At 67.7% G+C, this 12,307-nt stretch carries 11 protein-coding genes; 6 read left to right on the top strand and 5 right to left on the bottom strand.

Going from position 1 to position 12,307, the window contains the following annotated elements:
* Positions 1-26: 26 nt before the first annotated feature.
* Entirely contained in the window at positions 27-1,205 is a 1,179-nt protein-coding gene (locus AC1DIN_RS17460; protein WP_476810707.1) for an MFS transporter, read from the bottom strand.
* 98 nt (positions 1,206-1,303) lie between these two features.
* On the opposite strand from AC1DIN_RS17460, the gene AC1DIN_RS17455 reads away from it, so the two are divergent.
* Positions 1,304-2,269 carry a LysR family transcriptional regulator gene (locus AC1DIN_RS17455; RefSeq protein WP_476810706.1) on the top strand — a complete coding sequence of 322 codons (966 nt, stop codon included), beginning with the start codon at positions 1,304-1,306 and terminating at the stop codon, positions 2,267-2,269.
* On the opposite strand, the gene AC1DIN_RS17450 is transcribed toward AC1DIN_RS17455, so the two are convergent.
* Together AC1DIN_RS17450 and AC1DIN_RS17445 are read right to left on the bottom strand one after the other, a co-directional pair.
* Complete coding sequence (locus tag AC1DIN_RS17450; protein ID WP_476766529.1) at positions 2,261-2,728, bottom strand: MmcB family DNA repair protein; 468 nt, start codon at positions 2,726-2,728, stop codon at positions 2,261-2,263. The genes AC1DIN_RS17455 and AC1DIN_RS17450 overlap by 9 nt on opposite strands.
* Positions 2,729-2,778: 50 nt before the next feature.
* Entirely contained in the window at positions 2,779-3,849 is a 1,071-nt protein-coding gene (locus tag AC1DIN_RS17445; RefSeq protein ID WP_476810705.1) for a LacI family DNA-binding transcriptional regulator, read from the bottom strand.
* Positions 3,850-3,967: 118 nt separating this feature from the next.
* On the opposite strand from AC1DIN_RS17445, the gene AC1DIN_RS17440 reads away from it, so the two are divergent.
* From AC1DIN_RS17440 to AC1DIN_RS17420, 5 genes are all read left to right on the top strand, one after another.
* The gene (locus AC1DIN_RS17440; protein ID WP_476810704.1) at positions 3,968-4,984 is read left to right on the top strand and encodes a TRAP transporter substrate-binding protein; all 1,017 of its coding nucleotides are present in this window, start codon (positions 3,968-3,970) and stop codon (positions 4,982-4,984) included.
* Between the two features lie 89 nt (positions 4,985-5,073).
* Positions 5,074-6,921 (top strand): TRAP transporter large permease, encoded by a 1,848-nt coding sequence (locus AC1DIN_RS17435; RefSeq protein ID WP_476810786.1) that lies wholly within the window; start codon positions 5,074-5,076, stop codon positions 6,919-6,921.
* Positions 6,922-6,940: 19 nt separating this feature from the next.
* Complete coding sequence (locus AC1DIN_RS17430; protein ID WP_476810703.1) at positions 6,941-7,495, top strand: VOC family protein; 555 nt, start codon at positions 6,941-6,943, stop codon at positions 7,493-7,495.
* Positions 7,496-7,640: 145 nt separating this feature from the next.
* Positions 7,641-8,921, top strand: coding sequence for a ribulose-bisphosphate carboxylase large subunit family protein (locus AC1DIN_RS17425; RefSeq protein WP_476810702.1), 1,281 nt, complete (start codon positions 7,641-7,643; stop codon positions 8,919-8,921).
* A 6-nt stretch (positions 8,922-8,927) separates the two neighbouring features.
* A complete protein-coding gene (locus tag AC1DIN_RS17420) occupies positions 8,928-10,259 on the top strand; it encodes a four-carbon acid sugar kinase family protein (RefSeq protein WP_476810701.1) in 1,332 nt (443 codons plus the stop codon).
* Positions 10,260-10,285: 26 nt separating this feature from the next.
* Here AC1DIN_RS17420 and AC1DIN_RS17415 read toward each other — a convergent pair whose 3' ends face one another.
* Together AC1DIN_RS17415 and AC1DIN_RS17410 are read right to left on the bottom strand one after the other, a co-directional pair.
* Positions 10,286-11,230 (bottom strand): threonine ammonia-lyase, encoded by a 945-nt coding sequence (locus tag AC1DIN_RS17415; RefSeq protein ID WP_476810700.1) that lies wholly within the window; start codon positions 11,228-11,230, stop codon positions 10,286-10,288.
* Positions 11,227-12,267, bottom strand: coding sequence for a succinylglutamate desuccinylase/aspartoacylase family protein (locus AC1DIN_RS17410; protein WP_476810699.1), 1,041 nt, complete (start codon positions 12,265-12,267; stop codon positions 11,227-11,229). The genes AC1DIN_RS17415 and AC1DIN_RS17410 overlap by 4 nt, the downstream gene beginning before the upstream one ends.
* Positions 12,268-12,307: the final 40 nt, after the last annotated feature.

Raw genomic sequence — 12,307 nt, 5'->3', positions numbered from 1 at the left:
TTTGCTTGTCCAATCGCTTTCGCGGTTCAGGTCGCGCAGGCGGGAGCGAGGCGGGCCGTGCGCCGGTCGAGCGCAACCGCGACAGCAGCGAGGCCGAGCGCCACGAGCGGAACGATGGCGGCGACCGGCGCGATGGCGCCATAGCCCAGCCCCTGCGTGATCACAGCGCCCCCGAGCCAGGCGCCAAAGGCGTTGCCTAGGTTGAAGGCGGCGATGTTCAGGCTCGACGCCAGCCCCTGCCCGGCTCCACCGGCCTGCTGCAGCACCCACATCTGCAACGGCGCGACGGTGGCGAAGGCGGCGGCGCCCAGCGCGAAGGCCGCGACGACGGCGCCGATCTGGCTGTAGAAGGCGAGGCCGGAGGCGAACATCGCCACGGTCAGCAGCGCGATGGTGCCGATGAGGGCTGGGGCGAGGTTGCGGTCCGCCCAGCGGCCGCCGAGCAGATTGCCGACGACGAGCCCGGCGCCGAAGACGAGCAGGATCGGCGAGACCGCCGCTTCGCTGAAGCCCGCAAGCTCGACGAGGATCGGCTGGATGAAGGTGAAGACAGCGAAGATGCCGCCGAAACCGAGCACGGTCATGAGCAGGCCGAGCTGGACCTGCGGGCGCGTCAGCACCTTGAATTCCTCGGCGAGCGAGCCGGGGACGACGCGCTCGCGATCCGCCGGGACGAGCACGGCCAGGACGACGAAGGCGAGGAGGCCGATGCCCGTTACCGCCCAGAAGGTCGAGCGCCAGCCGAAGGCAAGGCCGAGCCAGGAGCCGAAGGGCACGCCCAGCAGCGTCGCGATCGTCAGGCCGGTGAACATCAAGGCGATGGCCGAGGCCTTGCGCTCCGGCGCGACGAGGCTGGTGGCGACGAGCGAGCCGACGCCGAAGAAGGTGCCATGCGCCAGCGCGGTGACGATGCGGGCCGACATCAACCAGGCGAAGTTCGGCGCCAGCGCGGCCGCCAGGTTGCCGAGGGTGAAGATCGCCATCAGTACCAGCAGCGTCGTCTTGCGCGGCAGGGAGCGCGTCGCGATCGTCAGGATGGGCGCGCCGACGAAGACGCCGAGCGCATAGCCGGTCATCAGCAACCCGGCGAGCGGCACACTGATGCCGAGATCGCTGGAGACCTGCAGCAGCAGGCCCATGATCACGAATTCGGTGACGCCGATGCCGAAGGCACCGACGGTCAGGGCATAAAGGGCAATGGGCATGGAATGCCTCCGGGAACGGGTTCGGGCCCGGAGATAGCGCCGCGCAGGCTTGTGAATTAGACTGCGCGAAAGATCAGCAATTGTGAGTTGAATTCACGATGCCGCGCACCGAGATCAACCGCTCCGGCGAGATGGAAGTCTTCACCCGCGTTGTCGAACTCGGCGGCTTCTCGCCGGCGGCGCGGGCGCTGAGGATGACGCCCTCGGCCGTCAGCAAGCTCGTCGCGCGGCTGGAGGCCCGGCTCGGCGTTCGGCTGATCGTGCGCTCGACGCGCAAATTCATGCTGACCGAGGAAGGCACGACCTTCCATGAACGGGCACTGCGCGTACTCGCCGATCTCGACGAGGCGGAGCGGGCGGTCTCCGCCTGCCAGATCCCGCGCGGGCGGCTCCGGGTCAACACCAACGTGCCGTTCGGCCGGCATTTCCTGCTGCGGCTGGTGCCACGTTTCTCCGAGCTTCATCCCGGGGTACAGCTGGACATCACCCTGAGCGACGCGGTGGTCGATCTGGTGGATGAACGCGCCGACGTCGCGATCCGCGTCGGTCCACTGCGCTCCTCACAGCTGGTGGCACGCAAGCTCGGCGAAAGCCGGATGGCCGTGGTCGCATCGCCCGCCTATCTCGCCGCCCATCCCGCCCCCGCGCATCCCGACGACCTCGCGCAACACGACCTCGTCACCTTCAACTTCGCGCGGCACAGCGATTCCTGGCCGTTCCTGATAGACGGCAAGCGCAGCGAGTTCGCCGCCCGCGGACGCACCACGGTCGGCGACGGGGAGAGCGCGCGCGAACTTGCGCTCGCAGGTCAAGGCCTGACGCGGCTTTCCGTCTTCCATATCGCCGACGATATCGCCGCCGGCCGCCTCGTCCCGGTTCTGGAAGCGTTCAATCCCGGCGACGTCGAGGAGATCCATGTCGTCTATGTCGGCCATGGCGGCCGGCTGCCGGCCCGCGTGCGCGCCTTCATCGACTTCCTGGTTGAAGAGATCGACCTGCGCTCTTTCGCGAAGCCGCTGGCGTTCGCCGGGGCCGAGCCTTGGCGAGAGGCCGCTTCAGTCTGAGCCGACCGGGTCTTCGATCAAGGCGAGCCGGCTCGAAGCCAGCCGCGCCAGCGCGATGGTCAGCATCTTGCGGCGTGCCGGGCTCAAGGGGTGGCGCGGCGGCTCGCGCAGCAATTCGCCGCCATAGGCATCCGCGACGATCAGGCCGACATCATCCGGCAGGATCTCGCGCGGGAACTCCGGTGCCACGGCAAAGAGGAAGCCGTCGCAATAGTCGCGGTAATCCGGCCATTTGCCGTCGACGCGATAATCCGCGATGCCTGACTTGACCTCGACGACCCAGAGCTCGCCCGACGGCGACAGCGCGACGATGTCGCCGCGCCGGCCATTGGCGAAGGTCATCTCCTTGACGATGGCATAGCCGCGCTCGCGCAGATGCCGGGCTGCGCCGCGGCAGACGATACGCGTGATATCGGGGCGCGCCGGCGGGGGATTGAGGACGGAATCCGGAAGGGACATGGGTGTATGTTCCCTCTTTGTTTCTCAGAATGCAAGCTTCGACTACCGGCCTAAGGCAGGTTCTCGCGCAGGATGATCTCGATGCTCGGCGGCGCCGTGCCCTCCAGGGCCGGGCGGCCGGCGCGCAGATTGGCGAAGATCGCGATGCAGCTCATCAGCGCCGCATGGGGATGCTGGGTGATGACAGCGTCCATCGTGCCGTCGAGCAGGAGTGCACGGGTCGCGGGCGTCAGGCCATGGCCGACGAAGACCACCTCCTGCTGGCGGCCGGCTTCCTTCAAGGCGCGCGCGATGCCCTCCGGCCCGCCACCGATATTGTAGATGCCGGCGAGGTCGGGGTGCTGGGCCAGCAGCGCCTTGGCCTGGCGATAGTTGCGGCCCTCGTCGTCGAGCCCTTCGCGCAGGCCGACCACCTCGATCTGCGGAAACATCTCCTCGAAGAGATGCAGGAAGCCCATCTCGCGCTCCTCATGGGCGCGGTAGCTCAGGCTGCCGGCGATCATCGCGACCTTGGCCGGGCGCTTGCCGATGAAGCGGGCGACGAGATAGCCGGCCGTGCGCCCGGTCGAGCGGTTGTCGAGCCCGACATAGGCGGCGCGGCGCGCATTGGCGATGTCGGAGATCAGGGTCACGGCCGGCACGCCGCGCTCGGCGAGGCCGTTCACCGCCTCGCGCACGGCCGGATGCTCCAGCGCCATGAAGGCGATGCCGTCGACGTCGCGCCCGACCTGCCGGAGCTGCTGGGCCAGCAGTTCCGGCTTGAAGCTCTCGATGAACTCGACGCGAGCGCGCATGTTAAAGGAGGCGAGATGCTCCTGCGCCTCCGCGATATGGCGCCCGAGCATCGCAAGGAAGCGGTTGCTCCCGGCCGGCAGCAGGAAGGCGAGACGCATCGGCGTGAAGGCCTGCGCCGGCAAGGCGGAATCGAGGACATAGCCCAGCTCGCTCGCAGCCTTGAGCACGCGCTGGACGGTGGCCGCGCGCACGCCGGGGCGCCGGTTCAGCACCCGGTCGACGGTTGCGGTCGAAGCGCCGGAGAGCGCCGCGACATCGGCGATGCGGGCCATCCGGCGGCGCTGCAGGCTTTCGCCGCCGCCGTTTTTCTCCAACGGACCCGTCATAGGATTACATCAAAAACCATCATTATTTGAGTTTGACCACCATCATTCCAGCTTCCTAATCTGAGGGCAAGAAGACCGCAATCAATCAAATCGCATCAGCGATACCGGGAGGATCACCATGACGAACTTCACGCGCCGCACGGTGCTGCGTACGCTCGCCGCTGCGCCTGCCGCCTCGTTCATCGCCATGCCGCATATCGCGCGCGCCGCCGAGATCGAGCTGAAATACGGCAACAACCTGCCCCTCAGCCACCCGCTCAACATCCGCGCCCAGGAGGCGGCCGAGCGCGTCGCCAAGGAGACGAACGGCCGGGTCGAGATCAAGATCTTCCCGAACAATCAGCTCGGCGGCGATACCGACATGCTGAGCCAGGTGCGCAATGGCGGCATCACCTTCTTCACGCCGTCGGCGCTGGTGATCGCGACGCTGGTGCCGGTCGCGGCGATCAACGCGGTCGGCTTCGCCTTCGCCGATTACGACCAGGTCTGGAAGGCGATGGACGGCAAGCTCGGCGCCCATGTCCGCGAGGCCATCTCCAAGGTGAACCTCTATGCCTTCGAGAAGATGTGGGACAACGGCTTCCGCCAGATGACCACCTCGGGCAAGGCGATCGAGACCGCCAAGGAGATGGCCGGCCTCAAGATCCGCGTGCCCGTGAGCCCGCTCTCGATCTCGATGTTCAAGGCGCTCGATGCCGCGCCGGCCAGCCTGCAATTCTCGGAGGTCTATACCGCACTGCAGACCAAGGTCGTCGACGCGCAGGAGAACCCGCTGCCGATCATCCAGGTCGCCAAGCTCTACGAAGTCCAGAAGAGCTGCGCCGTCTCCAACCATATCTGGGACGGGTTCTGGTTCATCGCCAACGGGCGTGCCTGGCGCGGCCTGCCGCCCGACGTTCAGACGATCGTCGCAGGAGCCATCAACGAGGCCGGCGTCGCCCAGCGCGGCGACATCAAGAAGCTCAACGAAACGGTACAGGCGGACCTGCAATCCAAGGGCCTCGCCTTCAACAAGACCGACCCGGATTCCTTCCGCGCCAAGCTGCGGGAAAGCGGCTTCTACAAGGAGTGGCAGGAGCGCTTCGGCAAGGAGGCCTGGAGCCTGCTCGAAGACGCCGTCGGCAAGCTGGCCTGAGGGGTGCGGGCGGGCCTATAAGGCCCAAAAGCACAAGACAGGAAACGCCCCCGATGGATGCCCATAGCGCGACCCTTCCCGCTGCCGCCATGCCCGCAAACGGGCTCGGCCGCTTCGCAGGCCATCTCGACCGAGCCCTGGGCGGGCTGGTCGAGACGGTGGCAGCCGTGCTGGTGCTGGTCGAGATCATCATCCTCGGGGCGGGCGTGGCGGCGCGTTACGTCTTCCACGCTCCGCTGGTCTGGTCCGACGAACTCGCCTCGATCCTGTTCCTGTGGCTGTCGATGCTCGGTGCCGTGGTGGCGCTGCGGCGCGGCGAGCATATGCGGATGACCGGGCTCGTCTCCCGCGTCTCGCCGCAGACGCGGGCGCTCCTGGAGGCGGTCGCGATCACCGCCTCGATCGCCTTCCTCCTCCTCATCATCCCGCATGCGCTCGAATATGCCGAGGAAGAGAACTTCATCGTCACGCCGGCCCTGGAGATCAGCAATGCCTGGCGCGCAGCAGCGATTCCGGTCGGCGTCGGCCTGATGCTGATCGCGGCCTGCTGCCGCCTGCTCCGCTTTTCGACGCTGAAGCCCGCCCTGCTCGCGATCGGGATCACCGCGCTGTTCGTGCTGCTGTTCTGGCTTGCCGGGCCGGCCTTGAAGCCGCTCGGCAAGCTCAACCTGATCGTCTTCTTCGTCGGCGTCGTCGCGCTCAACGTCTTCTCCGGCGTGCCGATCGCCTTCTCCTTCGCGCTCGCCACCTTCGGCTATCTCGCCTGCACCACCTCGACGCCGATGCTGGTCATGGTCGGCCGGCTCGACGAGGGCATGAGCCATCTCATCCTGCTCGCCGTGCCGCTCTTCATCTTCCTGGGCGCGCTGATCGAGATGACCGGCATGGCCAGGGCGATGATCCAGTTCCTGGCGAGCCTGCTCGGCCATGTTCGCGGCGGCCTGTCCTATGTGCTGGTCGGCGCGATGTACCTGGTCTCGGGCATCTCCGGCTCGAAGATCGCCGACATGGCCGCGATTGCGCCGGTGCTCTTCCCCGAGATGCAGAAGCGCGGCGCCAAGCCCGGCGATCTCGTCGCCCTGCTCTCGGCGACGGGCGCGCAGACCGAGACGATCCCGCCCTCGATCGTGCTGATCACCATCGGCTCGGTGACCGGCGTCTCGATCGCGGCGCTGTTCACCGGCGGCATGCTGCCGGCCGTGGTGCTCGGCATCGCGCTCTGCTTCGTCGTGTGGTGGCGCTGCCGCGGCGAGGACCTTAGCAACGTCAAGCGCTTCTCCCGGCGCGAAATCGGTAAGCTTGCCTTGGTCGCGCTGCCGGCGATTGCGCTGCCCTTCGTCATCCGCGCCGCGGTGGTCGAGGGCGTGGCAACCGCGACCGAGGTTTCGACCATCGGAATCGCCTATGCGGTGCTCGCCGGCATCCTGCTCTATCGCCAGTTCGACTGGCGCCGCCTGCCGCGCATGCTGGTCGAGACGGCCTCGCTCACCGGCGCGATCATCTTCATCATCGGCTGCGCCACCGCCATGGCCTGGGGCCTGACGCAATCGGGCTTCTCGCGCGATCTCGCGCAGGCGATGGCAGCGGTGCCGGGCGGTGCCTGGGGCTTCCTCGCGATCTCGATCGTCGCCTTCACCATCCTCGGCAGCGTGCTCGAAGGCATCCCGGCGATCGTGCTGTTCGGGCCACTGGTGTTCCCGATCGCCAAGCAGGTCGGCGTGCACGAGGTCCATTACGCGATGGTCGTGATCTTCGCGATGGGCATCGGGCTCTTCGCCCCGCCCTTCGGCGTCGGCTATTACGGCGCCTGCGCGATCAGCAAGATCAATCCCGACGAAGGCCTGAAATACATCTGGGGCTACATCCTCGCCCTGCTCATCGGCCTCGTCATCGTCGCTGCCGTGCCGTGGATCTCCATCGGCTTCCTTCGAACCTGATAATCAGAAAGCAACGCCCATGAGCCGCTTCTTTGGCCAGATCCGTCAGGCCGGCTATGTCGTCCCGGATATCGAGGCGGCGATGGATTACTGGAGCCGCGTGCTGGGCGTCGGGCCTTTCTTCTACAACCCGAAGGTCCCGATCAAAAACTACCGCTACAAGGGCGAGGCCTACGAGCCGCATAACTCGGTGGCGCTGGCCAATTCAGGCCCGCTCCAGATCGAACTGATCCAGTGCCGCAACGCGGTGCCGTCCATGTACAAGGACTTCACCGATGCGGGGCTGACCGGGCTGCAGCATGTCGCCTACTGGACTTCGGACTACGACGCCGACATGGAGCGGCTGGTCGCCGAGGGATTCAAGCCGGTGATGTCAGGCGAGGTCGGCGAGCGCGGGCGCTTCGTCTATTTCGACACGCATTACCATCCGGGCACGGTGATCGAACTGTCGGAAGTCGCTGGCCCCAAGGGCGAGATGTTCCGGCTGATCCGCGAGGCATCCGAGACCTGGGACGGCAAGGACCCGGTGCGGCCCTTCCCGGACCTGAGCAAGCTCGCAGCGGCAGCCGCCTAAACCTCTTCCGCCCGAGTCATCCCGGGCGACCGCAGGGAGACCCGGGATCCATGCCTGAACCTCATTCTGAGAGGCTCCGGCATGGATCCCGGATCGGCGCCGCCTCCGGCGGCTTGTCCGGGATGACCCGGGAGTTTGGTTATTCATGACATCTTTGCAGGACCATTTCGAAGCGACCTACCTCATCGAAACCCCGCTCGATCCTGCCAGGGTCGCGGAGGTGATGGCCGGCGAGCAATCCTGCGGGACCTTCGCCCGCGTCGCCGGCGAGACCGACGAATTGCGCGAGCGAGCCCGCGCTGTCGTCACGCGGATCGTGGAGCTGGAACCCGCAACCGAGCCCAGCTTGCCGAATGCCTGGCTCGCCCGCAAAGGCGTCGGTGGGCCATGGCGACGGGCGAGGGTCACGATCTCCTTCCCGGTCGACAACGTCGGCGCCAATCTCGCGACGCTGGCGGCGGTCGTCGCCGGCAACCTCTATGATCTCGGCGAGGTCACCGGCTTGAGGCTGGAAAGCATCGCCCTGCCCTGGTCGTACCGCCAGTGCTTCCCGCTGCCGGCGCAAGGCATCGCCGGCACGCGGCGCCTGACCGGCGCGGCGAAAGGGCCGCTCGTCGGCTCGATCATCAAGCCGAATGTGGGCCTCAGTGCCTCGCAAACCGCCGAGCTCGTCGCCAGCCTGTGCGAGGCCGGGCTCGACTTCATCAAGGACGACGAGATTTCGGCCGACCCCGTGCATGCGCCGTTGGCAGAGCGCATTCCGGCGGTGATGGCGGCGGTGCGCCGGCATCAGGACAAGACCGGCAAGCCCGTCATGGTTGCCTTCAACATCACCGACGAGACCGACGCCATGCGCCGCCATGCCGATCTCGTCCAGCGCGAGGGCGGTTCCTGCGTGATGGCGAGCCTGAACTGGTGCGGCTTTTCGGCGATCGAGAGCCTGCGCCGCTCGACCGACCTTGCCCTGCACGGCCATCGCAACGGCTATGGTGCCTTCTCGCGCCATCCGCTGCTCGGCATCGGGTTCCAGGCCTATCAGGTGCTATGGCGGCTGGCCGGCGTCGATCACATGCATGTCCACGGGCTGCAGGGGAAGTTCGCGCAGGAAGACGAGGAGGTCGTGACCTCCGCGAAGGACTGCGTCACGCCGCTGACAGATGGCGCCGATGACCGGGTGATGCCGGCCTTCTCTTCCGGGCAATGGGCCGGGACCGCGCAGCCGACCTGGGACGCAATCGGCCATGACGACCTGCTGTTCATGGCCGGCGGCGGCATCCTCGCCCATCCCGGCGGACCGAAGGCGGGCGTCGCCAGCATCCGGCAGGCATGGGCGGCCGTCGCAGAAGGTACGCCTATCGCCGAGGCAGCGCGCGCGCATCCGGAATTGCAGCAGGCGCTCGACATGTTCGGCGGCAAGGCGGGCTAGCGCGCCGTGACCGCGAAACGCACGCCTCTCTACGGCTGGTACGGCGACGATTTCACCGGCTCGACCGATACGCTGGCGACGCTGGCCGAGCGCGGCTTCCGCGCGTTGCTCTTCCTGCGCCAACCGGACGAAGCCCAACTTGCCGCAGCCGGCCCGCTCGACGCGATCGGCATCGCCGGGGCGAGCCGCGCGATGGCGCCGGAGGCGATCACGGCGGAACTGACGGAGATCGGGCGCTTCTTCGCCGGGCAAGGTGTCGGGCTGATGCACTACAAATGCTGCTCGACCTTCGACAGCGCGCCGCATGTCGGCAGCATCGGCGCGGCCGTCGCGGCACTGAAGCCCTTCTTCGCCAATCCTCTCGTACCGATCCTCGGCGGCCAACCCAATCTCGGGCGCTACTGCCTGTTCGGAAACCTGTTCGCGGCGGGTGGCGACGGCACGATCCACCGCATCGACCGGCACCCGACGATGAGCCGTCATCCTGTAACGCCCATGGCCGAAGCCGATCTGCGCTGGCACCTCGCCGCGCAGGGCCTAGAGGGCCTCGGCCTGGTCGATTACCGCGCCTATGCAGACGCTTGGGCGGCGGTGGCCCGTGCCCGCTCCGACGGCACGCAGGCCATCCTGTTCGATGTCGCGACCGAGGCTGACCTTACGGCGATCGGCGCGCTTCTTGCCACGGCTCTGGCGGATGGCCCGATGTTGGCCGTCGGCGCAAGTTCGGTCGCGCGTGCCTTCGCCGCAGCGCCTGCGGAGTCTGCGGCGAAGACAGCTCCCACCCATATCGACAATCGCCATGTCGGGCCGGTGCTCGCGCTCGTTGGCAGCCTTTCGCCTGTGACACGTGAGCAGGTCGAGGCCGCGACGGGCTATGCAATGCTGCCCGTCGAGCCGCACCGCCTGCTTTCCGACGAAAGCTATGCCACGGGCCTGCGAGAAACGGCACTGTCCGCACTCGCGAATGGTGACGCTATGCTGGTGACGGAACAGCCCGAAGGCGCGCCGGCTGCGGCCGGCAGCGTCGCGAATGCGACCGGCAGGCTGCTGGCTTCGATCATGGAGCGGGCCCCGATCGGCCGCCTCGTCGTCGCAGGCGGCGACACCTCGACCATGGCGATCCGGTCGCTGCCGCTCTGGGGCTTGTCCTATCGCGGCCCTTGCGTGCCCGGCGCGCCGCTCTGCCGCGCCCATTCCGACGTTTCCCGGCTCGACGGGCTCGATATCGTGCTGAAGGGCGGGCAGATGGGGCCGCCCGGCTTCTTCAACGACAAGGCGCGTGCAGGGCTCGACGACACCTGGAGCTCACGCGGAAACACGCCGTCATCCCGGGCTTGACCCGCGGTTCCGGAGAATCCAGCAACCTAACCCGGCAGGCAGCCGTCGGTGCCGGCGCCGCAGACCAGCGCGCAGACCTTCTCCCCGCCCGTAAGCGCGACCCGTCCGGACTGCAGCGCCGCCAGCGCGGCTGCGCCCGACAGGTCAGCCGCGATGCCGAACTCGAACCAGAGCGATTTGGCCGCCTGCTCCATCTCGGCATCGGTGACCAGCACGATCTCGTCGACATTGCGCGCAGTGGCTTCGTAGATCGCCTGATCGGTCTGGCGGCAGGACATGGTGGCGACGCGGGTCTCCAGTTTGTCGAGCGCGACGAGGCGGCCGGCCGCGAGGCAGGCATGCAGCGTCGGCGACCCCACCGGCTCGATGCCGATGATCCGCGTCTGTGGGCGCAGAGCCTTCACCGCCGTCGACAGGCCGGTGATCAGCCCGCCGCCGCCGATGGCGACGAGGATGACGTCAACGTCCGGCATGTCGTCGAGGATATCGAGGCCGAGCGTACCTTGGCCTGCGACCACGACCGGATCGCTGAAGGGATGGGCATAGGTCGCGCCGGTCTCGCGGGCATGGGCGAGTGCAGCGGCATTGGCGTCGTCCCAGATCGCACCGACGATATGGACGTCCGCGCCCCAGTCGCGCAGCTTGGCGATCTTGTCGGGTGCAGCGTTGGACGGCAGGAAGATCGTCGCGGGCACACCGAGCACATGCGCCGATCGGGCGATGGCGAGGCCGTGATTGCCGCCCGAGGCTGTGACGACGCCGCGCGCCAGCTCGTCCTTCGACAGGGTCAGCAGCCGGTTCATCGCGCCCCGCGCCTTGAAGGAGCCAGCGGCCTGCAGCAATTCGAGCTTCAGCGTGACATCGCCGCCGAAATCCGTGCCGCGCGTCCTGGCATAAGGCAGCGTCGGCGTACGGCGGATGTGGGGAGCTATCCGATGGCGGGCGGCGCGGATGTCGTCGAGCGCGATCATGACAGGGTTCCGCGATAGGGCGCCGCCACGATCAGGCAGCAATTGCCCGGCTTCACCCGCCCCGGCTGGCGCCGGCCGTAGAGGATGCCGTCGGCGGCGTAATGCAGCGTTTCCGGTGGGCGCGAAGGGTCCCAGGTGCAGTGGATGCGACCCGCGGGCTCACCGGCGCTGACCTTGGCGCCGTTGGCGTGGAAGGGCTCGAAGATGCCGTCGGCCGTCGCATAGACGTAAGCCGAGACGCCGGGCAGTTCGAGGATCTGGCTGTCGCCGCGCTTCGGCTCGGGCTTTTCGCGGACGACGACGCCGAGATGGTCGAGGACATTGGCGACGCCGCGCCGGCAGACGGAAAGAGCCTCCAGCGAGACCGTGCCGCCGCCGGCCATCTCGGTGCCGACCGTGACGAGCCCGGCCCGGCAGGCGGCGGCAGTCGCGGTGCGCGGCTCGCCGAGATTGCTGATGACGACGGTCATCGGCGCGTCGAAAGCCTGTACGGCGGCAACATTGCGCTTGTGCAGAGCGGGATCGTCGGTCGGCTCGACGATGGCGCTCGGGATGATGTCGAGCGAGGATCCGCCGGAGTGCAGGTCGAGGAAGGCGTCGCCGATCGGCAGGATATGGTCGCTGACGAAGGCCGAGATCTGCTGGGTGATCGTGCCGCGCGGGTCGCCGGGGAAGGTGCGGTTGAAATTCAGCCCGTCGACCGGCGAGGTGCGCTGGCCGGCGATGACGGCGTGGACATTGTTCGCCGGCATCAGGATCAGCCGGCCCTGGACGCGCCCGGGGTCGAGATCGCGGATCAGGTCGCAGATCGTGATCGGCCCCTCGTACTCGTCGCCATGGTTGCCGCCTTCCATGATCACGGTCGGGCCGCTGCCGTTCTTGATCACGGCGATCGGAACGCGCGTCACGCCCCAGGCGTCGTCATGCGGCGAATGCGGGATCATCAGGAAGCCGGACTGCTTGCCCTCCCGCTCGGGATCGACGGTGAGGAAGGCGCTGGACGGGCGCGGGGTCGGCTTGGGGCGGGGGCTGGTCATGGCGGGCTCGATGAGACGTGACTTGGGAGACCTCCCCGAG

This window comes from Allobosea sp. 05T438 (genome assembly GCF_056396025.1).
This window is presented reverse-complemented; position numbering and strand designations above follow the sequence as displayed.